Annotated in this window: 20 protein-coding genes and 2 tRNA genes; 10 read left to right on the top strand and 12 right to left on the bottom strand. The window is 70.1% G+C overall.

The annotated features are described in order from the left end of the window. Positions 1–362 precede the first annotated feature (362 nt). From O7597_RS11730 to gyrB, 6 genes are all read right to left on the bottom strand, one after another. Positions 363–438, bottom strand: a tRNA-Ala gene (locus tag O7597_RS11730). A 37-nt stretch (positions 439–475) separates the two neighbouring features. Further along, the gene (locus O7597_RS11725; protein WP_210936323.1) at positions 476–604 is read right to left on the bottom strand and encodes a DLW-39 family protein; all 129 of its coding nucleotides are present in this window, start codon (positions 602–604) and stop codon (positions 476–478) included. Positions 605–648: 44 nt separating this feature from the next. After that, positions 649–722 (bottom strand) — tRNA-Ile (locus O7597_RS11720). A gap of 359 nt (positions 723–1,081) precedes the next feature. Then, the gene (locus O7597_RS11715) at positions 1,082–1,993 is read right to left on the bottom strand and encodes a DUF3566 domain-containing protein (RefSeq protein WP_281582717.1); all 912 of its coding nucleotides are present in this window, start codon (positions 1,991–1,993) and stop codon (positions 1,082–1,084) included. A gap of 4 nt (positions 1,994–1,997) precedes the next feature. Beyond that, positions 1,998–5,774, bottom strand: coding sequence for an intein-containing DNA gyrase subunit A (gene gyrA, locus O7597_RS11710; RefSeq protein WP_281582716.1), 3,777 nt, complete (start codon positions 5,772–5,774; stop codon positions 1,998–2,000). Between the two features lie 126 nt (positions 5,775–5,900). Then, positions 5,901–7,847 carry a DNA topoisomerase (ATP-hydrolyzing) subunit B gene (gene gyrB, locus O7597_RS11705; RefSeq protein ID WP_269740543.1) on the bottom strand — a complete coding sequence of 649 codons (1,947 nt, stop codon included), beginning with the start codon at positions 7,845–7,847 and terminating at the stop codon, positions 5,901–5,903. A gap of 535 nt (positions 7,848–8,382) precedes the next feature. Between gyrB and O7597_RS11700 the strand changes: the two genes are divergently transcribed. Next, the gene (locus O7597_RS11700; RefSeq protein WP_269740544.1) at positions 8,383–8,964 is read left to right on the top strand and encodes a hypothetical protein; all 582 of its coding nucleotides are present in this window, start codon (positions 8,383–8,385) and stop codon (positions 8,962–8,964) included. A gap of 28 nt (positions 8,965–8,992) precedes the next feature. On the opposite strand, the gene O7597_RS11695 is transcribed toward O7597_RS11700, so the two are convergent. The 5 genes from O7597_RS11695 to dnaA form a co-directional block, all read right to left on the bottom strand. After that, a complete protein-coding gene (locus O7597_RS11695) occupies positions 8,993–9,520 on the bottom strand; it encodes a DciA family protein (RefSeq protein WP_269742692.1) in 528 nt (175 codons plus the stop codon). Positions 9,521–9,692: 172 nt separating this feature from the next. Further along, complete coding sequence (gene recF / locus O7597_RS11690; RefSeq protein WP_269740545.1) at positions 9,693–10,826, bottom strand: DNA replication/repair protein RecF; 1,134 nt, start codon at positions 10,824–10,826, stop codon at positions 9,693–9,695. Positions 10,827–10,842: 16 nt separating this feature from the next. Next, positions 10,843–11,715 carry a phosphogluconate dehydrogenase (NAD(+)-dependent, decarboxylating) gene (gene gnd, locus O7597_RS11685; RefSeq protein WP_269740546.1) on the bottom strand — a complete coding sequence of 291 codons (873 nt, stop codon included), beginning with the start codon at positions 11,713–11,715 and terminating at the stop codon, positions 10,843–10,845. A gap of 38 nt (positions 11,716–11,753) precedes the next feature. Next, positions 11,754–12,887, bottom strand: coding sequence for a DNA polymerase III subunit beta (gene dnaN, locus O7597_RS11680; protein ID WP_281582715.1), 1,134 nt, complete (start codon positions 12,885–12,887; stop codon positions 11,754–11,756). Between the two features lie 775 nt (positions 12,888–13,662). Beyond that, on the bottom strand, positions 13,663–15,468 hold the full coding sequence (gene dnaA, locus O7597_RS11675; RefSeq protein WP_269740548.1) for a chromosomal replication initiator protein DnaA: 1,806 nt from the start codon (positions 15,466–15,468) through the stop codon (positions 13,663–13,665). 618 nt (positions 15,469–16,086) lie between these two features. Here dnaA and rpmH point away from each other — a divergent pair. The 9 genes from rpmH (at position 16,087) to O7597_RS11630 (ending at position 25,055) form a co-directional block, all read left to right on the top strand. After that, complete coding sequence (gene rpmH / locus O7597_RS11670; RefSeq protein WP_013736606.1) at positions 16,087–16,224, top strand: 50S ribosomal protein L34; 138 nt, start codon at positions 16,087–16,089, stop codon at positions 16,222–16,224. A 34-nt stretch (positions 16,225–16,258) separates the two neighbouring features. Next, the gene (gene rnpA, locus O7597_RS11665) at positions 16,259–16,672 is read left to right on the top strand and encodes a ribonuclease P protein component (RefSeq protein ID WP_269740549.1); all 414 of its coding nucleotides are present in this window, start codon (positions 16,259–16,261) and stop codon (positions 16,670–16,672) included. Beyond that, entirely contained in the window at positions 16,669–16,956 is a 288-nt protein-coding gene (gene yidD / locus O7597_RS11660) for a membrane protein insertion efficiency factor YidD (RefSeq protein WP_269740550.1), read from the top strand. Before rnpA ends, yidD begins: the two co-directional genes overlap by 4 nt. A gap of 3 nt (positions 16,957–16,959) precedes the next feature. Continuing rightward, positions 16,960–17,949, top strand: coding sequence for a membrane protein insertase YidC (gene yidC, locus O7597_RS11655; RefSeq protein ID WP_269740551.1), 990 nt, complete (start codon positions 16,960–16,962; stop codon positions 17,947–17,949). A gap of 212 nt (positions 17,950–18,161) precedes the next feature. Then, positions 18,162–18,749 (top strand): R3H domain-containing nucleic acid-binding protein, encoded by a 588-nt coding sequence (locus tag O7597_RS11650; protein ID WP_269740552.1) that lies wholly within the window; start codon positions 18,162–18,164, stop codon positions 18,747–18,749. Between the two features lie 96 nt (positions 18,750–18,845). Next, positions 18,846–19,541 carry a 16S rRNA (guanine(527)-N(7))-methyltransferase RsmG gene (rsmG, locus tag O7597_RS11645; protein WP_281583237.1) on the top strand — a complete coding sequence of 232 codons (696 nt, stop codon included), beginning with the start codon at positions 18,846–18,848 and terminating at the stop codon, positions 19,539–19,541. A 338-nt stretch (positions 19,542–19,879) separates the two neighbouring features. Then, entirely contained in the window at positions 19,880–21,172 is a 1,293-nt protein-coding gene (locus O7597_RS11640; protein WP_269740553.1) for a ParA family protein, read from the top strand. A 27-nt stretch (positions 21,173–21,199) separates the two neighbouring features. Next, positions 21,200–22,204, top strand: coding sequence for a ParB/RepB/Spo0J family partition protein (locus tag O7597_RS11635; RefSeq protein WP_269740554.1), 1,005 nt, complete (start codon positions 21,200–21,202; stop codon positions 22,202–22,204). Between the two features lie 1,735 nt (positions 22,205–23,939). Continuing rightward, a complete protein-coding gene (locus tag O7597_RS11630) occupies positions 23,940–25,055 on the top strand; it encodes a hypothetical protein (protein WP_281582714.1) in 1,116 nt (371 codons plus the stop codon). Positions 25,056–25,280: 225 nt separating this feature from the next. Here the strand turns inward: O7597_RS11630 and O7597_RS11625 are convergent, their stop codons facing one another. Then, positions 25,281–26,270: a D-alanine--D-alanine ligase gene (locus tag O7597_RS11625; RefSeq protein ID WP_269740556.1), complete on the bottom strand. Its 990-nt coding sequence runs from the start codon at positions 26,268–26,270 to the stop codon at positions 25,281–25,283. Between the last annotated feature and the right edge of the window lies 1 nt (position 26,271).

Here is a 26,271-nt window from a genome sequence, read left to right as displayed (position 1 = left end):
CTCCGGACCACGCAGCAACTCGGGCCCAGATCCCCGATTCGAACGCCGCCGGCCGCTAGCCACGCTCCCATCGCAGCCTATGCGGAGCGCCTTAGGGGCAGCTTCCAGCATCTGCGTGCGCACCATCCGAACCCGCGCCAACCTGGTCTCGGAAGACGGACAACCCGCGTTGTCTCTGCCCCGCCTGCCGATCAATCTCTGCCGAGGAAGCCGACCGATGGGTCGTGCGGTAGCCGCGCTCCCGCAGACGATGAGCGATGCGAACACCACAACGGTCACAGGGCGGCCGGAGCAGGGGACAGCGTGAACGGCTTGGCTGTACCGATGGCTGTACTCGGACCGAGATCAACCGAGGAAAGTGCTGGTGGAGCCCAGGGGACTCGAACCCCTAACCCCTGCCTTGCAAAGGCAGTGCTCTGCCAGTTGAGCTAGGGCCCCGTCGCGGCGCTGGTGCCGCAGGTCGGAGCGGACGGTGTCAGCGCAGGTCCGGTGAGGTGGTCGCCTCGTGCCAGAGGGCGCGCTCGTCGTTGGCTTCCTTGACCTTCTTGGCCACCACCGCGGCCACGCCGACGACACCGACCAGGATCAACAGCTTCTTGAACATCGGGGCTGCCCCTCACGCTCGACGTGCCGTCGGACCATGTGCGGTGGGGCTAGCTGGAATCGAACCAGCGACCTCAGAGTTATCAGCTCTGCGCTCTAACCGACTGAGCTATAGCCCCGCGTAGCGACGAGCAAGGTTAACCCATCCGCCCAGCGCCCCCCAAATCGGGGCCACGCCTGCCAGCCACCCCACGCCGCCCCCTGAACCTACCCGAGCAGCAGGACCCGGTACACCGGGTTAACGGTGCGCACGACCCCCGGCGGACCCCTCCCGCCGATGCGGCATCCCGCGCGATCCCGGCCGCCGCGCACCCCGCATGCGGCATCTCGCGTCGGACCCCGCCACCGACCCCGTGCGGACCTGGCCGCCGGAGACGTCGGTACGCGGCGTCCGCACCGGCAGAGCCGGCGCCACGGGTACGGAAGCGCCGGCCCGCACCGCCGTCGAGGGCGGTGCGGGCCGGCGTCGACGATCGTGTCAGTCCCGCTCGGCGAGGGTCAGCTCGATGCCGCCGACCAGGTCGGCGCAGACGTTGTAGACGAACGCGCCGAGGGTGGCCAGCGCGGTGAAAAGCACGACGTTCACCAGGCCGATCAACGCCGAACTGAAGATCACACCACGCGCGGTGATCTGGAAGCCCTCCGTGCTCTGCCCACCACCCGCGTTGACCAGGTCACCGAGGCTGTCGTTCACGCTGCTGAACACGCCCATCGCGTCCAACGCCAGGTACAGCACCGAGGTCGCCACGACGATGACGATGAACAGCACCACCGACACCGCGAAGGCGAACTTCATCACCGACCACGGGTCGATCCGCTTGAGGTTCAGCCGGGCCCGGCGCGGCCCGCGCGAGGCGGCCGAGCTGACCGAGGTACGCGCCGCGCGTACCGCCTCACCGACCCGCGCGGCACCCACCGCGGAGCTGACCCCCGGCGGCAGTCCACCACCGTTGGTTGGTCGGCCGAGCCCGAACGGCCGGGTGGCGTCCGGCTTCGGACCGACCCCGGTCACCCGGGGTTGGGTGCCGGTCGTGCCGGTGCTGGCCGCCGGCAGCACCCCGGTGGTGCCCACGGCGGGCTTGCCCGCCGAGGCGGTCGCCGACGGGGTGGGGGAAGGCTTACCGACGGATGTCGTGGTGGCCTCCGTGGCGCTACCCCCCTCGGCCGACTTCGCCTCGGTGGCGTCGCCCTCCGACGCGTCTGTCGGCTTGTCGGGCGGTGGGGCCATACCGGGAGCCCGGGTGAATTTCGGGGCAGGCGCGTCGGCAGGGACGGTGGCCCGGCCCACGGCCGCGCGGCCGGTCGTTGGCGTGCCGCTCTTCGCGGCCTCCTCGTCGACCGGGTTGGCCGAGGTCCCCGCGTTCCCCGACTTCGCCTGTGTCTCCGTCATTCAACTAGTCCTGTTCGTCAGGCTCGTCGGCATTTCGAGCAATCGCCACGATAGTCACGCCGTCCGGAAGGTCCATCAGCTTGACCCCCATTGTGTTCCGGTCACGCGTACGGCGTACAGGCTTCACCGGAGTCCGGATGACGCCACCGTTGCTGGTGATAGCGAACAGCTCATCGTCCGGGTCGATCACGACAGCGCCGACCAGACCACCGCGTCGCTCGGTGATCTTCGCAGTCAGCACACCCTTACCTCCCCGGCCCTGCACCGGGTATTCCTCGATCGGGGTACGTTTCGCGTACCCGCCGTTCGTGGCCACGAGAACGTCCAGACCCTCCCGGACGACCTCCATGGCCAACAGTTCATCTTCCTCGCTGAAGCGCATGCCGATCACGCCGGAGGTGGCCCGACCCATCGGGCGTAGTGCCTCGTCCGTGGCGTTGAACCGGATCGCCTGGGCGTTCTTGGAGACCAGCAGCAGGTCGTCGGCGGGGCCGACGAGCGCAGCACCGACCAGCTCGTCCTCATCGCGCAGGTTGATCGCGATGATGCCGCCGGACCGGTTGGAGTCGAACTCCTCAAGCCGCGTCTTCTTCACCAGGCCGTTCTTCGTCGCCAGGACCAGGTAGGGAGCCACCTGGTAATTCGGGATCTCGATGATCTGTGCGATCTGCTCGTCCGGTTGGAAGGCGAGCAGGTTGGCCACGTGCTGCCCCTTGGCCACCCTACTGGCCTCCGGAAGCTCGTACGCCTTGGCCCGGTACACCCGCCCCTTGTTCGTGAAGAACAGCATCCAGTCGTGCGTCGAGCAGACGAAGAAGTGGCTGACGATGTCGTCCTGCCGCAGCGAGGCACCACTGACCCCCTTGCCACCCCGCCGCTGCGAGCGGTAAAGATCAACCTTGGTTCGCTTGGCGTACCCGGTCCGGGTGATCGTGACGACCACGTCCTCCCGCGCGATGAGGTCCTCCATCGAGACCTCGCCGTCGAACGGAATGATCTTGGTGCGTCGCTCGTCGCCCCACTTGGCGACGATCTCCCCCAGCTCCTCCGAGACGATCCGACGCTGCCGCTCCGGCTTGGCCAGAATGTCCTTGAGGTCGGCGATCTCGACCTCCAGCTTGGCCAACTCGTCGAGGAGCTTCTGCCGCTCCAGCGCGGCGAGCCGGCGCAGCTGCATGTCCAGGATCGCGGTGGCCTGGATCTCGTCGATCTCCAGCAGCCGGATCAGACCCTGCCGGGCGTCCTCCACCGTCGGCGAGCGCCGGATCAGGGCGATCACCTCGTCGAGCGCGTCCAGCGCCTTGGCCAGACCGCGCAGGATGTGCGCCCGCTCCTCCGCCTTACGCAGCCGGAACGCCGTCCGCCGCCGGATCACCTCGATCTGGTGCTCGACGTAGTAGCGGATGAACTTCGCCAGGTTCAGCGTGCGCGGCACCCCGTCGACAAGCGCCAGCATGTTGGCGCCGAAGGTTTCCTGCAGCTGGGTGTGCTTGTAGAGGTTGTTCAGCACCACCTTGGCGACCGCGTCGCGCTTGAGCACCAGGACGATCCGCATGCCGGTACGCCCCGAGGACTCGTCGCGGATGTCGGCGATCCCGCCGAGCTTGCCCTCCTTGATCAGCTCCGCCATCCGCTCGGCCAGGTTGTCCGGGTTCACCTGGTACGGCAGCTCGCTGACCACGAGCGCCGGCCGACCCCGCTTGTCCTCCTCAACCTCGACCACGGCCCGCATCCGGATCGAACCACGACCCGTGCGGTACGCGTCCTGGATCCCCGACTGCCCGACGATCAGACCGTGGGTGGGGAAGTCCGGGCCCTTGACGATCTCCAGCAGGGCTTCGAGGGTGGTGGCCTCGTCGGCCTCCGGGTTCTCCAGGCACCACTGCACCGCCGCGCCGATCTCGCGCAGATTGTGCGGCGGAATCTTGGTGGCCATGCCGACCGCGATGCCCTCGGAACCGTTGACCAGCAGGTTCGGGATCCGCGACGGCAGGATGGTGGGCTCCTTGGCCCGGCCGTCGTAGTTGTCCTGCAGGTCGACGGTGTCCTCGTCGATGTCCCGCAGCATCTCCATCGCCAGCGGGTCGAGCTTGCACTCGGTGTTGTGGCTGACGAACCCGTCGGAGACGAACGAGTGATCGTCGGTGTCGACCCGGATGCTGTAGACCGGCTGCACACCGGCGTCCGCTACCTCGGCCACCTCGGCGTAGTAGAAACGCCCGTCGACAAGCGGCTCGACCACGTCGAGCACCTCGACGTTGGTGATCCGCGCGGCGATCTCGTCGCGGTCCCGCTCCCACCGCTCGACCCGGTCCACGTTGTGCCGGCGCAGCCAGTCCCGCTCGGTCCACCGGCTGGCGCCGTGCTCACGGATGAAGTCGCCGACCAACGGCACGTGGTCGCTGGAGAGGGCGGTGCTGCTCGCCGGCACCGAGGCCAGTTCGGACTCCAGCTTGGCCTGCTTGCGACCCAGGAAGCCGACCTGGGCGGCGAAGATCCGTGCGTCCCGGCGGTTGGTGACGACGACCTTGATCTCGCCGCTGTCGTACCGGCACTGCCGGCTGATCACGCCGAACTCCAGCAGCAACTGCTGCACCTCGCGGGCGAGCCGCTCGCTGCGGGTGGAGTACGAGATCTGGATGGTGTGGCGCGGCAGCAGCGAGGACGAGCCGTCGCCCTCGAAGATCGCCTGGAGGAAGGCCCGCTTGATGGCCGCCGGCCCCTGCCAGACGAACTCCGGCACGAACTTGTCAGCGCTGCGCGCGCCAACCAACTCACCGAGGATCGATCCCGAAAAGTCGGAAATCCAGCCGCGTAGCTTGTGCAGCGTCTTGCCGGTGATGGTCGTTTCGGTTCCGACCCAACGTCGATTACCCACGGCGAGGTCGTAAGCCGCCAGGACGCGGACAAAGAACTCCCGATCGCAGTTGTCGAAGCCGACGCGATCAGCAGATGTCCAGCCCTCACTGACATAAGCACCCGCGAGGACGGCGGCCTCGACGTGTTCCAGCATCGGGTAGCCGATCTCGTCCGGCACGCTGCGCTGAAGCACCACCCGATCACCGGGGGCGATCTCGGCGAGCAGCTTCCAGAGCAGGGTCGGCACGCCGGCCACGTCCACCAGGCAGAGCACCGGGTGGTTGTGGGTGCCGGTCAGCTCGTACCCCTCGCGGGTGCGCAGCCGCAGCGTCGGGTGCTCGCCGGAGTGGAAGAACTTCGAGGCGTGGACCAGGTCGCCGTTGCGGTCGCGGACCTTGAGCTCGATGTCGGTCTCGCTGCTCGACGCGGCGCCCGGCACCACGTCCCCGATCCGCACGCTTCCCATTGCGGTACGAATACGGGAATCTGCCGTAACGCAATACCTCATGGCCGCGGCCGGATCATTTCCGGGCGAGCCGAAGTTGCCGTTGCCGTCGACCAGGGGGTAGCGCAGCGACCAGGGCTGAGCCATCCGGACCAGCGCGTCGTAGATGGGTGAGTCGCCGTGCGGGTGGAACTGGCCCATCACGTCGCCGACGACCCGGGAGCACTTCACGTAGCCCCGGTCCGGCCGGTAGCCGGAGTCGAACATGGCGTACAGGATCTTGCGGTGGACCGGCTTGAGCCCGTCCCGGACGTCCGGCAGCGCCCGCCCGACGATGACGCTCATCGCGTAGTCGAGGTACGAGCGCTGCATCTCCACCTCGAGCCCGACCGGCTCGATCCGGTCGCGCGAGACGACGGCGGCCAGCGGCTCGGGGACCTCGGGCGTGTCAGGTGTGGACTCGGGGGAATCGGTCACTGTTAACCCTTATCAGACTGAGTGTCGCTTTTGCGCTGTGGATAACGGCTGTGGATACCGGCCAAGCTGTGGATAACTCTGTGGACCCGTACCGGGCCGGAACGCTCCGGCCCGGTGCGGCGTCCGTCAGATGTCCAGGAAGCGCACGTCCTTGGCGTTGCGCTGGATGAACGAGCGGCGCGCCTCCACGTCCTCGCCCATCAGCACGCTGAACAGCTCGTCGGCGGTTGCCGCGTCGTCCAGGGTGACCTGGCGCAGCGTACGGGTGGCCGGGTTCATCGTGGTCTCCCACAGCTCCGGGTAGTTCATCTCGCCGAGACCCTTGAACCGCTGGATGTCGTCCGGCTTGGCGCTCGCCTTCTTCTGTTGGCGCAGCGCGATCAGCCCGTCGCGTTCCCGGTCGGAGTACGCGTACTGCGCGTCGTCGCCCTTCCGGTTCCACTTGATCTTGTAGAGCGGCGGGGCGGCCAGGTAGACGTGGCCCAGTTCCACAAGTGGGCGCATGAAGCGGAACAGCAGGGTGAGCAGCAGCGTCTGGATGTGCTGGCCGTCGACGTCGGCGTCGGCCATCAGCACGATCTTGTGGTACCGCAGCTTCTCGATGTCGAAGTCGTCGTGGATGCCGGTGCCGAGCGCGGTGATCAGCGCCTGCACCTCGTTGTTCTTCAGCACCCGGTCGATCCGGGCCTTCTCCACGTTCAGGATCTTGCCGCGGATCGGCAGGATCGCCTGGGTGCGGGGGTCGCGTCCCTGCTTGGCCGAGCCGCCGGCCGAGTCACCCTCGACGATGAACACCTCGGACTCGCGCGGGTCGGTGGACTGGCAGTCGGCCAGCTTGCCCGGCATCGAGCCGGATTCCAGCAGCGACTTGCGTCGGGCCAGCTTGCGGGCCTGTTGGGCGGCGATCCGGGCGCGGGCGGCCTGGGAGGCCTTGGTGATTATGATCTTCGCTTCGGCGGGGTTGCGGTCCAGCCAGTCGACCAGCCGGTCGTTGCAGACCCGCTGGACAAAGCTCTTGACCGGCGTGTTGCCGAGCTTGGTCTTGGTCTGGCCCTCGAACTGCGGGTTGGTCAGCTTGACCGAGATGATCGCGGCGAGGCCCTCACGGATGTCCTCGCCGGAGAGCTTCTCGTCGCCCTTGAGCAGCTTCTTGTCCGCACCGTAGCGGTTGACGACGCTTGTCAACGCGGCCCGGAAGCCCTCCTCGTGGGTGCCGCCCTCGTGGGTGTTGATGTTGTTGGCGAAGGTGTAGACCGACTCGCCGTACGACTCGTTCCACTGCATGGCGATCTCGAGCGACATGCCCTCTTCCTCGGCACCGTACTCGATCACCGTCTTGTGGATCGGGGTCTTCGAGGCGTTGAGGTGCCGGACGAAGTCGGCGATGCCGCCGTCGTACTTGAAGGTGACCTCGCGGAGCTTGCCCTCCTCGCCCTCCGCGACCCGCTCGTCCAGCAGGTGGATGGTGAGGCCACGGGTCAGGAACGCCATCTCCTGGAGCCGGCGGTAGATCGTCTGGAGATCGAAGTCGACGGTCTCGAAGACGTCCGGGTCGGGCCAGAACGAGACCGCCGAGCCGGTGCGGTCGGTCGACTCGCCCTTCTCCAGGGCGGTCGGCTTGGAGTGGTGGTACTGCTGCCGCCACACGAAGCCGTCCTTGTGGATCTCCACCGCCATTCTGGTGGAGAGGGCGTTGACCACGCTGACGCCGACGCCGTGCAGGCCGCCGGAGACCGCGTACGCCTTGCCGTCGAACTTGCCGCCCGCGTGCAGGACGGTCAGGGCCACCTCGACACCCGGCTTCTTGAGCTTGGGGTGCAGGTCGACCGGGAAGCCCCGGCCGTTGTCGGTGACCCGGACGCCGCCGTCGGCGAGCAGCACCACGTCGATGGTGTCGCAGTAGCCGGCCAGCGCCTCGTCCACCGCGTTGTCGACGACCTCCCACACGAGGTGGTGCAGACCGCGTTCGCCGGTGGACCCGATGTACATACCGGGCCGCTTGCGGACCGCCTCCAGCCCTTCGAGAACGGTGATCGACTCGGCGCCGTACTGCTGATTTTCCTGCGCTGCCACCCTCGGCCACTTTCTCGCGCCCGGCGCGCCACGGGGCACGTCGAACGCGGGTTCGGCGGACGGACACGACGGCGGCACGCGGACCGGCACCGGGGACATCCGGGGTACGGGCCGAACGCGCCGGTCGCCGCGGTCGCCCGCGGATCGCGATCGGCTCGACCCGAGTCGGACGGATGATCGCGGGCCCGCACCGGACCCGTGACCCGTCACTCCGCACCGGGTCTTCGTCTCACGCCAATCTTACTGTGCGCGGGCGATAGAACCACTACTCGGCACCCCTTCGCAGCGGCTCAGATCTCCGTAGCGGGCCGAATCGCGCTGTCCGCGACTCCCCCTACACGCCATGGCATGATCAACGGATCTGTCGCGTGACGGCGCTGCCGGGTGCGACGGTGAGCGGTGGGCGGTAATGCGCGGTACGACCCGGGACGGGCGATCCTCGGCCCTCGGGTTGCCGGAGCGGCCTTGATCTTTCACCGTTGGAACCGGACGATCGACCCGATCCACTCGCCCGTGCCTTGAGAGGTGACACCAGATGGGGCTGGACAACGTCGCGGTTCAGTGGCCGCGGACCGGCCGCTTCTACGACCCGGTCGCACCGGCCGAGTTCGTCGACTTCGGCGACATCGTCGAGGTGCCGGGAATCTCGGCGCCGACCGCCGCGCTCGCCGAGCTGATCGCGAAGACAGGCACGGTCCGGGCCACCGCGTACACCGAGGTGGTGGATCTGATCCTCGGACTCGATGGTGTGCTGTACGCCACAGACGCCGCCGCCGAGGACGAGGATCCGGTGATCGACCCGGACGGGTGCGGTTGGATCGCGGGCGGCATCGAACGCTTCGTCGCCGCGCACCGTCCGCACGGTGAGGCGGTCACCTTCGAGTCGGTGGGTACGGTGCTGCGGTCGCTGCTGGCCGACGGTCGCCTGGCCGAGCAGCAGCTGCGGTGGCTGGACAGCCGGTTGGACGCGCTGCGCGACGACAGTGGTGCCGCGCCCCAGTGGACCTTCACCTGCGCGGAGCTGAGCGTGCTCGCCGCCTTCTACCGACGCTGCGCCGACAACGGCTTCGCCATCTACGCCGAGTCGGCGGCACCTCGCCGGGCGGCGCAGTCGTAGCGGTCGCCCGTACCGGGTGGGGCGGCCGTCAGCCGTAGGTGTCGCGGGGGCCCCGGCCGCGTACCCGGCGCGGGCCACGTGACCATGAGGGGGCTGCCGGGCCGTGGATGTGCAGTTTGCGAACCACGTTGTGGCCGACCTCGCGGGCGATCTGCTGCAACAGCGAGCCGGCGAGCAGCCGTAGCTGCGTCGCCCAGGCCGTGGAGCGGGCCTCGACGGTCAGTTCGCCGTTCTCCAGCTTCACCGGCCGGCTGTGTTGGGCGACCTCCGCGCCGACCACCCGTTCCCAGGCACCGAAGACGGTGGCTTCGGCGGCCGGCTGTTGCCAGCCCCGGGCCTTCACCAGCCGGTTGAGCACGGCACCGAGGGGTTGCGGATCGCGGGGGTCCGGGCCGGGGCCGGAGTAGCCGCGCAGCCGGCGCTCACCGTCGCCGGCGCCGGTCGCGCCGCGCCGCCGGGGACGGCCGGCGGCTTCGCGCCGCGCCTTCGCCGCGTCCAGCACCGCGCGGGCCAGTTGCGGTCCGGTGACACCCTCGCCGCCGTCGGTCGCCGGCACGGTGTCGCCGGACGCCGCCGTGGGCGCTGCGGCTGCCGGCTCCGTCGGGCGGCCGGCGGGCTTGTCGGTTCGGCCGCCGTCGCCGGTGCCGCCCTTGCCCGCGGTACGCGCACCGCGTCGTGCGGCCGACCCACGCGGCTGCCCCTGGGGCGCGCTGTCCGGCTGCGGTGGTTCAGTCGGCACGGCGTATCGCCCCCTCCGTCACCTCGTACCGGGCGCCCCGCAGGGCGGCTGGCACGTCGTCGGCGACCGCGCAGGTCACCAGCAGTTGACTGGCGCCGCCGACGAGTTCGGCGAGCCGGTCCCGCCGGCCGGCGTCCAGTTCGGCGAAGACGTCGTCGAGTACCAGGACCGGCTCGATGCCGTCGTCGCGCAGCAGGTCGTAGCCGGCCAGCCGCAGCGCGAGCGCGTACGACCAGGATTCGCCGTGGCTGGCGTAGCCCTTGGCCGGCAGCGGGCCGAGGGTGAGGGTGAGGTCGTCGCGGTGCGGGCCGACCAGGGTGGTGCCACGTTCGATCTCGGCGGGACGGGACTCCGCCAACGCGCTGGTGAGCACCGCTGCGAGGGCGTCCCGGTCGGTGGTGGGTTCGACGAGGTCGACCGAGGGCCGGTAGCTGATTCCCGCCGCGCCCCGGCCGGCGGCCACCGCGTCGTACGCCTTGGTCACGTGGGGCGCGAGGGCGGCGACCAGTTCCAGCCGCCCGGCGAGCAGCTCGGCGCCGTGCCGGGCCAGGTGGGTGTCCCAGACGGCGAGGGTGGACAGGTCGCCGCCCCGCGTTCCGCCGGTCTTGCGGGCGAGGTACGCGGTACGCAGCAGCGCGTTGCGTTGTTTGACCACCCGTTCGTAGTCGGCGCGCACCCCGGCGTAGCGGGGTTGGCGCAGCACCAGCAGGTCGTCGAGGTAGCGGCGGCGTTCCGCCGGGTCGCCCCGGACCAGTTCGAGGTCCTCCGGGGCGAAGAGGACCAGCCGTAGCGCGCCCAGCACGTCGCGGGCCCGACGGGCCGGGGAGCGGCCGAGGCGGGCCCGGTTGGCCTTGCCCGGGACGATCTCCAGCTCCACCAGGAGTTCGCGGCCGTCGTGCACCACCGCGCAGCGGATCACCGCGGCGGCGGCGCCCATCCGCACCAGCGGGGCGTCGGTGGCGACGCGGTGGGAGTCGAGGGTCGCGACGTAGCCGAGCGCCTCGACCAGGTTCGTCTTGCCGACGCCGTTGGCGCCGATCAGGACGTTCGGGCCCGGTTCGAGGTCGACGTCGATCCGCTCGTAGGAGCGGAAGTCGACGAGTTCGAGCCGGCGGACGTACACGGGGCCGCGGTGCCGGTCAGGGCTTGCGTACGGCGTGCCCACCGAACTGCTGCCGCAGCGCGGAGACGGCCTTGAGCGCTGGAGAGTCCTCCTGCCGGGAGGAGAAGCGGGCGAACAGCGAGGCGGTGATGACGTTCAGCGGCACGGCGAGCCGGACCGCCTCGTCCACCGTCCAGCGCCCCTCGCCGGTGTCCTCGGTGTAGTCGCTGAGCTGGGTCAGCTCGGGGTCCTCGTCGAGGGCCCGGTCGAGCAGGTCCAGCAGCCAGGAGCGGACGACGGTGCCCTCGCGCCAGGACTTGATCACACCGGGCACGTTCGTGACCAGCTCGGAGGCGGCCATCAGCTCGTAGCCCTCGGCGTAGGCGTGCATCAGGCCGTACTCGATGCCGTTGTGCACCATCTTGGCGTAGTGACCGGCGCCGACCGGACCGGCGTGCACGAAGCCGTACTCGCCGTCGGGCTTGAGCGCGTCGAAGATCGGCATTAGCCGGTCGACGTGGTCCTGCGCGCCGCCGACCATCAGGCCGTAGCCGTTCTGCCGGCCCCACACCCCGCCGGAGACGCCCACGTCGACGTAGCCGATGCCGCGTTCGTGCAGCCGCTCCGCCCGGGGTGCGTCCTCGCTGAACCGCGAGTTGCCGCCGTCGATGATGAGGTCGCCCTCGTCCAGCACGGCGGCCACCTCGTCGATGGTGGCGTCGGTGACGGCGGCGGGCACCATCACCCACACCGCGCGGGGTGCGTCCAGCTTCTCGGCCAGTTCAGCCATGCTGGCGACATCGCTGCGCTCCAGGTTGTGGTCGAGACCGACCACCTCGTGACCGGCGGTGCGCAGCCGTTCGCGCATGTTGCCGCCCATCCGGCCGAGTCCTACCAGGCCGAGCTGCATCTCTGGTGACCTTTCGTGGGTGCGGTTGACTCTGCCGGTCAGCGGGACACGCGGATCGGCATGATGAGGTACCGGTACCCACCGATGAGCTCGCCATCCTCACCGGCGGGGGAAATCACCGCGGGCTTGAAGGCGTCGACGAAGTGCAGCACGGCGAACTGGGTGCCGAGGTTGGACAACCCGTCGATGAGGTACTGCGGGTTGAACCCGATGGTCAACGGTTCGCCGGTGAAGCTGGCCTCCATGGCCTCGCTGGCCCGGGCCTCCTCGGTGCCGCCGGCCTCCACCACCAGCCCGTCGGCGCTGAAGCTGAGCAGCACGGGGGTGGCGCGTTCGGCGACCAGGGCGACCCGCTTGACCACCTCGATGAGGGTGCTGACCGGCACCTGGGCGGCGGCGTTGTGGCTGGCCGGGAAGAGCGAGCGGACCGGCGGGTAGTTGGCGCCGTCGAGCAGCCGGCTGGTGGTCCGTCGGGTGCCACCGGAGAAACCGATCATGCCTTCGCCGGCGGCGCCCTGGGACAGGGCCAGGACTACCTGGCCGCCGAGGGGGCCGAGGGTCTTGGCGGTGTCGTTGAGCGTCCGGGCGGGGACCAACGCGTTGAGGCTGATCTCCGGGTCGTCGGGGTTCCACTCCATCTCGCGCAGCGCCAGCCGGTACCGGTCGGTGGCGAGCATGGCCAGATTGCCGCCGGACAGTTCGATGCGTACGCCGGTCATCATCGGCAGCGTCTCGTCGCGGCTCGCGGCGACCGCCACCTGTGCCACCGCGGCGGCGAACGCCGCCGCGTCGATGGTGCCGGCGCTGGCGGGCATCTCGGGCAGGGTGGGGTAGTCCTCCACCGGCATGGTGGGCAGGGTGAACCGGGCGCTGCCACAGACCAGTTCGAGATGCGCGCCGACGGCGGCGATGTCGACGGGCTTGGCGGGTAGCGCCTTGGTGATCTCGGCGAGCAGCCGCCCGGAGACCAGCGCGGCGCCGTCGGCGTCGCCCTGCACCTCCACGGTCACCTGGCTACTGACCTCGTAGTCGAAGCCGGAGACCTGCAGGCTGCCCTCGGTGACCCGCAGCAACACCCCGGCCAGCACCGGTACGGACGGCCGGTTGGGCAGGCTCTTGGCGGTCCAGGCCACGGCTTCGGCGAGCGCGTCGCGCTCCACTCGGAACTTCATCAATGCCTCCGCGTCGACGTCGACGTCGTCAACTCTCTCATGCCGGACGCTGCCCACCGACCCGCCTGGCGTGCGGGTACCCCTCGCACCTTAGGGCGCGAGGGTATCGGCTGTGTGCCCGACCCCGTGGATCGTGTCGCTGCCGACGGGTCTGTCCGGCAGCTGTCGACCGATCCACAGGAAGTCCAACGGTGATGATTGGTTTTTGTTCTTTCAGAAGAGATAACTCATCGTCTTCATCGCACCTGTGCAAACTGTGGAGAACCCGAGTATGGGCAGGTCAGGTGCGTTCTCCACAGGTGGGTTCGCTGTGGATGAGCGGGGGTGAAACCCGCCTGGCGATCCACAGGCGGCCCTCGTGCACACGGTTGTCCACCGTCGTCCACCGGTTGTCCACCGGTAATCCACCGACTTTCTCCCCAGACCTGTGGATCGCCGCGCGCGTCTCGTCCGCCGTCATCCCCAGAACCTTCAACAGCTTCCCCACAGGCGGTGGGCCGGTGGTGGACAACGGCGGTCGTTGTCCCCAGGCGTCCACAGCGGTCCACAGCGTTGTCCCCAGGGTTTCTCCACAGGCTGTGGGTAACTGGTTGTTGACGGGGTGTGTTCATCCACCGGCGGTGGACAACAAGCTGTGGACAACGAGTGGCGCGCGGTGTGGACACGACTTCGATCGTGTGGCCTACACCTCGTCGAGGGTCAACCCGGTGAGCGCGAGAAAGGGCCCGACCGTGATCGGCCGGACCCTCACCGTGATCGTGCGGGGGCGTACCCCTCAGGTGTTCTGCTTGATCCGGTTGGTCAGCTCGGCGATCTGGTTGTAGAGCGAGCGCCGTTCGGCCATCTGTTGGCGGATCTTGCGGTCGGCGTGCATCACGGTGGTGTGGTCGCGCCCACCGAAGGCCTGGCCGATCCGGGGCAGCGACAGGTCGGTCAGCTCGCGACACAGGTACATGGCGACCTGGCGGGCGTTCACCAGCACCCGCGACCGGGAGTGCCCGCGCAGGTCCTCCAGGCTGACCCCGAAGTAGTCGGCGGTGGAGACCATGATCTGGTCGGCGGTGATCTCCGGCCCGGCGCCGTCCGGGATGAAGTCCCGGAGCACCTCCTCGGCCAGCGACAGCTCCACGCTCGACCGGGTCAGGCTGGCGAACGCGGTGACCCGGATCAGCGCCCCCTCCAGTTCCCGGATCGAGTTCGACACCCGGGAGGCGATGAACTCCAGCACGTCCGGCGGGGCGAAGAGGCGCTCCTGCGCGGCCTTCTTCTGCAGGATCGCGATCCGTGTCTCCAGGTCCGGTGGCTGGATGTCGGCGAGCAGGCCCCACTCGAACCGGGTCCGTAGCCGGTCCTCCAGCGTCGCCAGCTGCTTGGGCGAGCGATCTGAGGTGATCACGATCTGCTTGTTGGCGTTGTGCAGGGTGTTGAACGTGTGGAAGAACTCCTCCTGGGTCCGCTCGCGGTTCTCCAGGAACTGGATGTCGTCGATCAGCAGGATGTCGACGTCGCGGTAGCGGCGTTGGAAGGCGCTGGTCTTGTCGTCCCGCAGCGAGTTGATGAAGTCGTTCGTGAATTCCTCGGTGGAGACGTACCGGACCGAGCGGGCGTTGCCCAGCGTGGTGGCGTAGTGGCCGATGGCGTGCAGCAGGTGGGTCTTGCCCAGTCCCGAGCTGCCGTAGATGAACAGCGGGTTGTACGCCTTCGCCGGTGACTCGGCCACCGCCACGGAGGCGGCGTGCGCGAAGCGGTTGGACGACCCGATGACGAACGTCTCGAACATGTACTTCGGGTTGAGACGGTTGCCGCCACTGTCCGCGCCGGTCGGCAGCCGCCGATCGTCCCGGCCGACCGGCCGGTGATCCGCACCGCCGCGGCCGGGCCCGCTGTCGGTGGCGCCGTCGGTTGGTATGGCCCGGATCACGTGCTGGTCGCGGGGCGAGACGCCGGAGTCGTCGCCGTAGCGGGGCGCGAAGCCGCGCGGGCCGGTGGTGGCTCGGTCCAGGTGCCCACCCTGATCGACGAAGCCCAACCGCTCCGACGCCCGCCGTCCGGTGCTCTCCGCCGGCGGAACGGGCTCGCCGAACCCGGCGCCGAAGAGGCTCTCCTGCCCGCCGGAGCCCGCGGTACGGGAATCGTCCTCGACGGGCGGTGCGTCCGACGGTGCCGGCCGGTCGAACCGGCCCGGGTGCGGCTGCTCGGGAATCAGTGGGAGCTGCCGTCCGCTGTCGGGACCGGTCGACCGGTCGTTCTCGCCGGGACCGTGGTCCATCGAGTTCGATTCGGGAGTGCTGCGGTAGACGGTGCCGGTGGCACGGCCGTCCTCCGGTACCCGGACGGTGACGGCGACCTGGACCGGTCGGCCCAGCCGGCGGGTCAACGCCTCGGTGATGGCCGGGCGCAGCCGGGACTCGATCACGTCGCGGGTGAAGGCGTCCGGCACGGAGAGCAGGACGGTGTCCTCGACGATCGCGCGCAGGCGGGTCAGCCGCAGGTATGCCCGCTGCTGCGCGGAAATGATCTCGTCAGCGAGTTCGTCGGTCGTCGCCGTCCACACCGCGGCAAGGTCGGTCGTACCGGCCACCGTCGTGCCACCCCCTCGCCTCTGCTCCCGGACGCCGCCGTCTTCCGGTGGCCCGATACCGGCGGGCGAGATGACGCCACCCACCCGATCGCCGCACCCGGTCGTTCTCCACAAGTTATCCACAGCCTGTGTACCGACCGATTGTGGCCGCCCGCCGATCGCGGGTCGGACCTGCCCCCTGCCGTGGCCGGGCACTGAAGCGGGGTTCACCGTGCCGAACGATTCACCACCGTGTCCGGTCTTGCCTGCCGGCGACATCGGCGAAACTCCGACGCTGACCGCAATCGGGCACGGTAACAGCGTTGTCGCCGCGTCTTCAACCGCCAGCGCGGGTCGCCCCTGTCGGCATTCGTGAAAACCGCCGCATCGGTCGTCTTCCGTCGCAGCTCACCGCCGCCGTGACCGGGTTTGACGCTGATTGCCCCCCGGCCTAGGCTGGAGGGGCTGCTCTCACGCCCTCTGCTAGGGTGATGGGTGCTCGCTGCCCGCGGTCGCGCACCGCACAACCGAGGTCACGCACCGCCGGGCAGCACCGATCGGGGCTGCCGCAGCGGCGGCCCGGACCACCACGACCCGGCGATCCACTCGTCCGGGGCGTCCGACAACGGAGAGCCTGACGTGAGCAAGCGCACCTACCAGCCGAACAACCGCCGGCGCGCGAAGACCCACGGCTTCCGGCTGCGCATGCGCACCCGGGCCGGCCGCGCCATCATCTCGACCCGTCGCGCCAAGGGCCGCGCCCGCCTGTCGGCCTGAGGCCGGTCAGGTCCGCTCCGGAGGACGTGACGTCGTGCTGGCGGCCGCCCAACGACTGCGGCGCAGCAGCGACTTCGCCGCAGCGGTTCGTGGTGGTCGGCGAGCCGGTCGGGGTGCCCTGGTCGTCCATCTGACCGTGCCGGGCACAACCGGATCCGACAACGCAGCGCCGAAGCCGGCGCGGGACGGCGCGGAGGCAGACTCCACGCCGGTGTCCCGCGCCGGCTTCGTGGTTTCCAAGGCGGTCGGACCGGCGGTGGTCCGCAACCGGGTGCGCCGCCGGTTGCGGCATCTGACCCGCGAACGCCTCGTCGACCTGCCGGCCGGAAGCACCCTCGTGGTACGCGCCCTGCCGGCTGCGGCCGACGCCACCTACCAGCGACTCGGCGCGGACCTGGAGGCGGCGCTCGACGCCGCCCGGTCCGGCCGGACACGGCGGCCCCGATGAGCGCCGAGCAGCGGCCGTTCGGCCCGGCTACGCCCGGTGCCCGGGTGCTGACCCTGCCCATCATCGCGTACCGTCGGTGGATAAGCCCGGCGTTGCCGGCCCGCTGTCGGTTCTACCCGTCGTGCAGCGCCTACGCCCTGGAGGCCGTGGCCCGGCACGGTGCGCTCCGGGGAGCCGGTCTGACGGTCCGGCGGCTGTCGCGCTGTCACCCATTCCATCCTGGCGGATACGACCCGGTTCCGGAGCCGGGCGGCCGCCGACCTGCCGACGTGACTGGAGCCTGAGAATTGAGTCTCGACTGGATCTACTACGCGATCTCGTGGATCCTGCTGGCCTGGCACTCGGCCTGGGACGCCATCGGCATCCCGGACGGCGCGGTCCTCGGCACCAACTGGGCATGGATCCTCGCCATCATCTTCCTGGTGGTCACGGTCCGGGTCATCCTGTTCCCGGTCTTCGTCAAGCAGATCAAGTCGCAGCGGGCGATGCAGGCGCTCCAGCCGCAGGTCAAGGCGCTACAGGAGAAGCACAAGGGTGACCGGGAGACGCTCCAGAAGGAGATGATGGAGCTCTACCGGAAGGAAAAGGCCAACCCGCTCATGGGCTGCCTTCCGATGTTCCTCCAGATCCCGGTCTTCCTCGGCCTCTTCCACGTGCTGCGTCGCCTGAACCCGGATCCGTCGAAGAACAACAAGGACATCTACGGCTGGACGGTCGACCAGTTCAACAGTGCCTCGGACGCGACCCTGTTCACCGCCCCGATCGCCAGCAAGTTCGGCTCGACGGCGGCGGAGCTGGCGCAGCTCGGTGCCAACGGCACCGTCGTGAAGATCATGGCCGGTGTCCTGGTGCTGGTGATGATGGGTACCACCTACCTCACCAGCCGTCAGATGATTCTCAAGACGGGTTGGGCCGAGGACCCGCAGCAGCGCATGATCCAGCGCCTGATGCTCTACGGCATCCCGCTGTCCCTGCTGGTTTCCGGCGCCATCTTCCCGATCGGCGTGATCATCTACTGGGTCACCAACAACCTGTTCACGCTCGGGCAGCAGCAGTGGGTGCTGCGCAAGTTCCCGCCGCCGGTGACCGCGACCAGCGCAAAGCCGGGCACCTCGGCGCGTAACGGAGCACAGCCGGCGAAGACCAGCGGGCTGTTCGGGCGGAGCAAGCCGGCCGCGGCACCGCCGCCTCCGGCCGCGCCGAAGATCGCCGGCCCGAAGCCGGGTGCCAAGCCGGTCAACCCGAAGAAGGGCCGCCCCGCCAAGCGGCAGGGCTGAATCGTCCGGGCCGCCGCCGGGAGACCGGTGGCGGCCCGTTGCGCGCCGTGCGGCCGCCGGGTGGCCGGCGCCGGTGCGCGAAGCGCCACCCGTGCGGTGGTGGACGGGCGAGACTGCCCCTACAGACGTGCCCGCGGGCACCGGCGACGTCCCGCCGGCCGCGGGAAACCAGCGGACCCGAGGTCCGGCCGAGCGAGTACGGAGATGACACCGTGACCGACACCAGCATCCCCCGCGCCGACCAGCCCCTGGACGACGAGGAGCCGACCGCGGCGGCTCCGGTCGGGGGCGAGCCGGAGGAGACCGACGCCGAAGCGGCACCGAGCAAGGCCGCCGGCGAGAGCGACCTGTTCCGGCAGAGTGAGATCGCGGCCGACTACGTGGAGGGGCTGCTCGACATCCTCGACTACGACGGCGACATCGACGAACTCGTGTCGGGCGGTCGCCCGGTGGTCGAGGTCGTCGGCGGGCGCCTGCAGAACCTCGTCGGCCAGCGCGGCGCCACCCTGGAGGCACTTCAGGAACTGGCCCGGCTCGCGGTGTTCCGGCAGACCGGCGCACCGAGCCGCCTGCTGCTCGACGTGGGCGGGTACCGCGCCAACCGGCGTAAGGAACTGGCGGCGGTCGCCCGCAACGCCGTCGAGAAGGTCAAGGAGCACGGGGAGCCGGTGCGGCTGGAGCCGATGTCGGCCTTCGAGCGCAAGTGCGTTCACGACGTGGTCAACGCGATCGACGGGGTGGAGAGCGAGTCCGAGGGCGTCGAGCCCAGCCGGCGCATCGTCGTCCGTCCCGTGGACTGACGGGTGACTCAACAGCACGCCAGCGGCAGTGCCGCCTTCGGCCCGGGTGGTACGCCGCCCGGGCCGCCGGCTGTCCCGCCCCAGCCCACCACGGCCGTGCTACCGCCCGAGCTGGCCGAGGCAGCTCGCCGGCTCTTCGGCGTACGCCTCGATGTCGCGGCCGGGTACGCCGAGCTGCTCGCGACCGACGGCGTGGTGCGCGGGCTGATCGGTCCTCGCGAGGCACCCCGGATCTGGGATCGTCACCTGCTGAACTGCGCGACGGTGGCCGAGCTTGTTCCGCCGCATGCCAGCGTGCTGGACGTGGGATCGGGTGCCGGGCTGCCCGGTCTGGTGCTCGCCATCGCCCGGCCCGACCTGGCGGTGACCCTCATCGAGCCGCTGGCTCGCCGTACCGCCTTCCTGGAGGAGGCGGTGGAGGCGCTCGGACTGACCGACTCGGTGCGGGTGTTTCGCGGCCGGGCCGAGGAGGCCGTCGGGAGGGCGGACGCCGTGCCGGGCGAGGTGGTCACCGCCCGGGCGGTGGCGCCACTGGACCGGCTGGCGAGTTGGTGCCTTCCGCTGACCAGGGTGGGTGGTCGGCTGCTCGCCCTGAAGGGTGTCTCCGCGGCGGAGGAGATCGCCGAGCACGCGGAGGCGGTGCACCGCCTCGGCGGCGGTCGACCCGTGTTGCACCGATGTGGTGAGGGCGTGGTGGATCCGCCGACCACGGTGGTCGAGATCGTCCGGGAACGGGCCGTCGGTCCGGCGGCCCGTGCCTCGTCGAGAAAGTCTCGCTCGCGTCGACGGTGAGCCGGGCCGGGACCCGACCTCTGGTGCCGGCTGACTTCGGCTCGTCGTTCGTGCGGCTGACCTGCGTCGGCACGCCGGCCACCTCGTGCGGACCGGGATTTTCGAGGCGGCCGTGGCCGGTCCCCGGGCAGCGCGCGAGCGGCGAGTTACCGAACCCGACGTGGACCGGCCGCGCCCGTGCGCCGTAGGCTGACCGCGCGTCGATAGTGTGGAGCGGGCGGCGATGGATCTCCCTCCGGGGCCCGACCGCTCCCGCCGGGCGGTACCTCTGCGGAGAGCACGCGAGTGGCCCGGTTGACGGGTGCGGACCGACCATCCGAAGCGGGCAGGGATGACAGGTGCATGACGACGGCAGGTACGACGATCCGCGAGTGACCGGGTCACCGGATGACCCTGTTTCACGTGAAACCGAATATCCGAACTGGCGGCCCTCCGAGGTGTCGCAGAGCCCACCCGAACCCGGTCGGAATGCGCCGACGTCGGGTGTTCCGTGGTCGGGGGCCGGCGACGGACGCGACGGGGCGGACGCGAGTGGTCGCCCGGTCAACGCGTCCCCTGACGCGCGGGTGATCCCGATTCGTCGGAACGCCTCCGCCTCCGCACGGTTCGAGGCGGCGGCAGCACAACCCCCGCCATCCGCGATGGTGCCGGATCCTCGACCGGCTTCCGACACGCCCGCACCTGCGGACGGTTCCTACGCAACTGCCGCGACCGAGGCCGCGTACGTTTCACGTGAAACCCCGACGCGCGAAGAGGATGACCCACCGTTGGCTATGGAGGCGATGCGCGCCGTGCAGATCCTGAATCCCAGTGGCGAGGTGACCATGCCTCGGCCCGACCGGACCCGGGTCATGTGCGTCGCGAACCAGAAGGGCGGCGTGGGTAAGACCACCACCACGGTCAACCTCGCGGTGGCGCTGGCCCTGCACGGCAACCGGGTGCTCGTGGTCGACCTCGACCCGCAGGGCAACGCCTCGACCGGGCTGAACGTGCCACACCACACCGGCGTGCCCGACGTCTACGACTGCCTGATCAACAGTGTGCCGCTGGAGGATGTGACCCAGGCGGTGGAGGGCATTCCCAACCTCTGGTGTGTGCCGGCCACCATCGATCTCGCCGGTGCCGAGATCGAGCTGGTCTCCGTGGTGGCCCGCGAGTCGCGGTTGGACCGCGCCATCACCGCCTACCCGGGGCACTTCGACTACGTGTTCATCGACTGCCCGCCGTCGCTCGGCCTGTTGACCGTCAACGCGTTGGTGGCCGCGCAGGAGGTGCTCATACCTATCCAGTGTGAGTACTACGCGCTCGAAGGGCTCAACCAGCTCATCAACAACATCAACCTGGTTCGTCAGCACCTCAACCCGCGGCTTGAGGTCTCCACGATCCTGCTCACCATGTACGACCGCCGTACCCGGCTCGCCGACGCGGTCGAGCAGGACGTCCGGAACCACTTCGGGGACAAGGTGCTCCAGGCGGTGATCCCGCGTAACGTGCGGGTCTCCGAGGCGCCCAGCTACGGCCAGTCGGTGATGACCTACGATCCCGGTTCGCGGGGGGCGACGAGCTACTTCGAGGCCGCGCAGGAGATCGCCGAGCGGGGCGTCAAGGAGCCGGTGAGCCGGAATGCGTAGTGCGTACGAGGCGCTGGGAGGCGTGGCATGAAGAACCGTCCACGGGGCGGTCTGGGGCGGGGCCTGGGGGCGCTCATTCCGACCGGGCCGGCGCCGGACGCTGGCGCTGGCACCCTGACCGGGGGAACCGGTGGGTCGACGGCGGTTGCGGCGCCGACCGTGCTGCCGGTGTCGGCCCCGCCGATCGAACCTGAGGCGACGCTGAGCCCGGTGCCCGGCGCCCGCTTCGCCGAGATCCCGGTCGACTCGATCGTGCCCAACCCGAAGCAGCCCCGCCAGGTCTTCGACGAGGAGGCCCTGGAGGAGTTGAAGACCTCCATCCAGGAGGTGGGCTTTCTCCAGCCGATCGTGGTGCGGCAACTCGACGGCGAGAAGTTCGAGCTCGTCATGGGCGAGCGCCGGTGGCGAGCCGCCCAGGCGGTCGGCCGGGAGCACATCCCGGCGATCGTGCGCGACACCCGAGACGACGCGATGCTGCGGGACGCGCTGCTGGAGAACATCCACCGGGCGAACCTCAACCCGCTGGAGGAGGCGGCCGCCTACCAGCAGCTGCTGGAGGAGTTCGGGGCCACCCACGAGGAACTCGCCCGGCGCATCGGTCGCAGTCGGCCGCAGATCTCCAACACCATCCGGCTGATGAACCTGCCGGCCCCGGTACAGCGCCGCGTCGCCGCCGGTGTCCTGTCCGCCGGGCACGCCCGGGCGCTGCTGAGCCTGGAGGATCCGGAGACCCAGGAACAGCTGGCACTTCGGATCGTCGCCGAAGGCCTGTCGGTCCGAGCGACAGAGGAGATCGTCGCGCTCACCCTCAACGACGGGCCGGGCAAGAAGGAGTCGACGAAGCGCCGCCCGAAGCCACACGCGCCGGCGCTCACCGACCTCGCCGACCGTCTCTCCGACCGGTTCGACACCCGGGTGAAGGTGGACATCGGGCGGAGCAAGGGCAAGATCACGATCGAGTTCGCGACCGTCGACGACCTGGAGCGAATCGTCGGCATCATCGGGGTTGAGCGCGAAGAGTCGGAAGACTGATCAACGAATCGACAAGGCCGCCTCGTCACGTACCTGACGAGGCGGCCTTGTCGTACAGGCAGCCGCAGCACGCAGTGCCGGCCCTGCCGCAGTGGGCCGTCAACTGCTCGGTGCCCCGCCGCTCGACGGCCCAGATCGGTCGCGCGGCCGGACGGGACGGCGCGTTCAGTCCGGTGGTTAGCGACCGATCCCGGCCGACGACCCACGGGATTGGTGCCTGTCCAAGGTAGCCGCCGGTCGCCGTGCGGTCCCGCCACCCACGGCTGGAACATACCTGGCGCCGCACCGGATACCGGCCAGCCTGCGTAGGCAGGTCGACGAACCGCGGCGCTCCTCCTCCGGCGGCGGCGTGGCGGTTGCCGCTGGGGCCGGCGCGCCGGCGCCGGGGCCCTGATCCGGTTCCCGGGGGAACGGGAGGGCGCAGCCTCAGTCGCCGGCACTTTCCGACCTACGGCGTGCCGGGCCCTTGGACCGGAGCTACGGCGCGAGCTGTGACCGGCAGCGGGGGTCCGGCATCGGGCCGAGATGCACGCGGCGGTTCTCCGGGATCCGGCTGCCATCGAGCACGGGGTCGCCGGGACCGCTGCTTGGTGCCGGCTCGCTGGCGGACAAGGGCTGTCGTCCTCGCTTGGAGTCGTCGCGGGCGGCCGCCACACCGGGAACGTTGCGAGCGGGTAGGCGTCGAACCGAGGGCGGACGAGCCGCAGGTGATCCGGCGATGGGTCGGGACAGGGCTGAGGCGCATGGGCGCCCGGGCCGGGTGATCGGCGGGAAGCCGGCGGCCAGACGACGGCGACTCACCGGGAAAGGGACGGCCCGGCGGACACCGGCTAGACGGGCGGCGCCCCTGCGGAAGATCCGCCGGAATACGGGGAGACGGGCTGGCGGGGACGAGCGGACAGGCGGGGATCGACCCGACACCGGCGGCCAGGCGAGTGCCCGCACAAGTTGGGCGACGGGCTCACGCTGTCGACGCTCGGTCGGCTCGAACGGTGCGGAGGCCAGTTGGAGTCCATGGCTCAGGAGAGTGCCGGCGGCCAGTTCGGGGCCCATGGCTCAGGAGGATGCCCGGTCGGGCAGGCCGTGACCGTGACACTCCGCTGGGACGCCTCGTTGTTCAGTGGTGCGAGCGTCCAGCCGGGCCGGAGCCGTTTCACGTGAAACCCCACCCGGTTACCGCCCCGAACCCGCCGGGGCGTCGGAATCGGCTGGAGTTGCTACGGGTCCGGCTGAGTGGTGACCGAGGTCCGCCGGTGGCGCACAGGGCGGTGCGGAGGGTGCCGGGAGCCGAGTGGTCATTCAACGGCGGGCGCCCGGTGCAGACACAGGTCCCGGAACCGATCGCTGCGCGGCGGGATGGTCATGAGTGCGCCCGGAAGCGGCACACCCTACCGAACGGGCGCGCCACTGTTTCACGTGAAACAGCGGCGCCGGCGCGGGTGAGTGGCACGGTGTTCGACCGATTTTCGGCACACCCACGGTCGGCCACGCGGGCGGGCGGGACGTCATTGTTATCCACACCGGTTGTCCACAGGCGCGAGCCGTTTCACGTGAAACACAGGCCGAAACCCCTTGTCGAACCGGGACACCGGCAGGCAAGCCGCTACCCGGCCGCCTGTGGATAACTCTGGGGAGAACTGCACGGTGGTGCGGTCCGTTCATTCGAACGCTCCAGAGAGAGTCGAACCCGATTCGGGTAGGGACAGTGGTCCCAGACTCGGTTAGGGTCAGCGTCGTGCACGACACCCCTCCCTCAGTTCCGGACTTCACCCAGTGGCCGTCCTTCCCCTTCGAGGGCGACCTCCGGGTCAAGCCACTCGCCGACCCGGTCTCGGTCGAGCCACCTCGCAAGGGTGAGGCTCACCGAGAATGCACTGCCTGCCAGGCTCCCGACGAGGCCTACATCTGGGTCGGTGAACGATGGCGCGTGCGGGCCATGGATCGACCCACCGGCCTGCCCATGGTTCTCATTCTGGAGTCGCGGTCGCACCTCGACCTCGGCGACCTACCGAACCTGCTCGCCGCCGAGTTGGGCGTGATGACGGTACGGCTCGAACGGGCCATCCGGTCGCTGGACGGGGTGGCTCGCGTGCACGTCAACCGGTGGGGCGACGGGTCCGCCCACCTCCACATGTGGTTTCTCGCCCGGCCGTACGGTCGGCTGCAACTCCGTGGCACCTTCCTCTCGCTCTGGGATTCGATCCTGCCGCCGATCTCCGAGGAGCAGTGGCGGGAGAATCTCGCGCTCGTCGCGGCCTGGCTGGCCGAGTTCGGTGGACGGCCACTGGCCGAACCACCCCGCATCCAGTGGCAGGCACCGTCCAGTCTGGCGGCGCAGTCGGCCGCGCCGCCCGAGACGAAGCCGGCAGAGGGAGGGTCGCTGCTGGACGCCATCGGAGAGACGGCCGAACCACCTGACACTCCGGGCGTCGGTGTCAGCGCGGAGTCGCCAGACGCGCCGATCGCGGTCCCGGCGAGCGACTCGGCCCCTGAGGCGGTCGACGCGGCACCGCAGCGCGAGCCGAGAGCGGACGCGGCCGAGACGGCTCGCCCCGAGCGAACGACGGTTCCCGAGACCACAGTCCCGCTGTCGAGCACCGAAGACGTCGACGACGTCTCGCAGCTCGACACCACCGCAGACACCGAGAGCACCGCCGCCACCGAGAGCACTGCGGGCACGGAGGGCACCTCGGGCACGGAGACCGACTCAGGCGCCGAGAGCGCCGCAGACGCGGAGAGCGCCGCAGAAGCTGGCAGCGTGCGCAGAGAAGGGGCGCCGGAGGCGGAGCACACTCAGGCGGAGACCCGGACGTCGTCCGGTAAGCCGGCCTCGGGGGGCGGGCAGCGATAGGACCGGAGGGACCGGGCCGCACTGAGGCAGGCCCGGCATCCGGATATGACCGAGGTCCGCCAGCCATCCGACGGCTGGAGGACGCCGCCGGATCGGCAACTGCGGCACCCGCGACCGCCCCGATCCGACGACGCCCCCACCGCCTCGACACCGCAGTCGAGTGGCGACGACCCGTCCGTGGCGGGACGCGAGGTCACCCGGTGGGCGTCGTGCTCGGTAGGGAAATCAGCGGGCCGCGGCGCGGGCTACCAGGTTGCCGATCATGCCGCCGAAGTCGAGACCGGCGGCCTGCACCGCGAGCGGCAACAGCGACGTCTCGGTCATGCCCGGCGAGACGTTGACCTCGAGCACGTGTGGCTGACCGGTCGAGTCGACGATCAGGTCGACCCGACTGAGGTCACGCAGGCCGAGGGCGGTGTGGGCGGCCAGGGCGACCTGGGCCACCGACTCGGCGACCGTCGGCTCGAGGCGGGCCGGGGTGTGCCAGGTCGTCCGGCCCGCGGTGTAACGGGCCGCGTAGTCGTACACCCCGTTACGGGGCACGATCTCCACCGCCGGTAGCGCCTGCGGGCCGTCGCCGAGGTCGACGACGGAGACGGCCACGTCCATGCCGGGAACGTACCGCTCGACGAGCGCCGTCGAGTCGTACGCGAAACAACCCACCATGGCAGCCGGCAGCGACGCCGCATCCCGGACCACGGCGGCGCCCAGTCCGGAACCGCCCTGGGCCGGCTTCACCATGAGCGGCAGCCCCAACCGATCGACGATGCGGTCCAGCACGGCCACCGCGCCGAGTTCGCTGAACCGGTCGTGTGGCAGGGCGACCCAGTCGGGAGTGGCGATGCCGGCCTCCCGGAGCACGGCCTTGGCCGACGGCTTGTCCCAGGCGAGGCGGGAAGCCCGGGCGTCACAGCCGACGTACGGCACGCCGCACAGATCCAGCACCCCACGCAGCGAGCCGTCCTCGCCGGTGGCGCCGTGCAGGGCGATCACCACCGCGTCGGGCGGATCAGCGATCAGGGCCGGCAGCAGGGCGACGTCGGCGTCGCGCAGTTCGGCCTGCATCCCGACGGCGCGTAGCGCGTCGAGCACCCGACGGCCCGAGCGCAGCGACACGTCACGCTCGTACGACAGGCCACCGGCGAGCACGAGCACGTGGAGATCGGTGGTCTCGGGGCCCGACACGGCGGGTTCTTCGGCAGCGGTGACACCCATG

The sequence above is a fragment of the Verrucosispora sp. WMMC514 genome (assembly GCF_027497295.1).
Lineage (GTDB): Bacteria > Actinomycetota > Actinomycetes > Mycobacteriales > Micromonosporaceae > Micromonospora > Micromonospora palythoicola.
This window is presented reverse-complemented; position numbering and strand designations above follow the sequence as displayed.

Excerpts from the sequence above, each read along its gene's own strand:
- O7597_RS11725 (WP_210936323.1), bottom strand. The coding sequence starts at position 604 with ATGTTCAAGAAGCTGTTGATCCTGGTCGGTGTCGTCGGCGTGGCCGCG.
- O7597_RS11715 (WP_281582717.1), bottom strand. The coding sequence starts at position 1,993 with ATGACGGAGACACAGGCGAAGTCGGGGAACGCGGGGACCTCGGCCAAC.
- O7597_RS11700 (WP_269740544.1), top strand. The coding sequence starts at position 8,383 with ATGGGGCTGGACAACGTCGCGGTTCAGTGGCCGCGGACCGGCCGCTTC.
- gnd (WP_269740546.1), bottom strand. The coding sequence starts at position 11,715 with ATGCAGCTCGGCCTGGTAGGACTCGGCCGGATGGGCGGCAACATGCGC.
- dnaN (WP_281582715.1), bottom strand. The coding sequence starts at position 12,887 with ATGAAGTTCCGAGTGGAGCGCGACGCGCTCGCCGAAGCCGTGGCCTGG.
- yidD (WP_269740550.1), top strand. The coding sequence starts at position 16,669 with ATGAGCGCCGAGCAGCGGCCGTTCGGCCCGGCTACGCCCGGTGCCCGG.
- O7597_RS11635 (WP_269740554.1), top strand. The coding sequence starts at position 21,200 with ATGAAGAACCGTCCACGGGGCGGTCTGGGGCGGGGCCTGGGGGCGCTC.
- O7597_RS11625 (WP_269740556.1), bottom strand. The coding sequence starts at position 26,270 with ATGGGTGTCACCGCTGCCGAAGAACCCGCCGTGTCGGGCCCCGAGACC.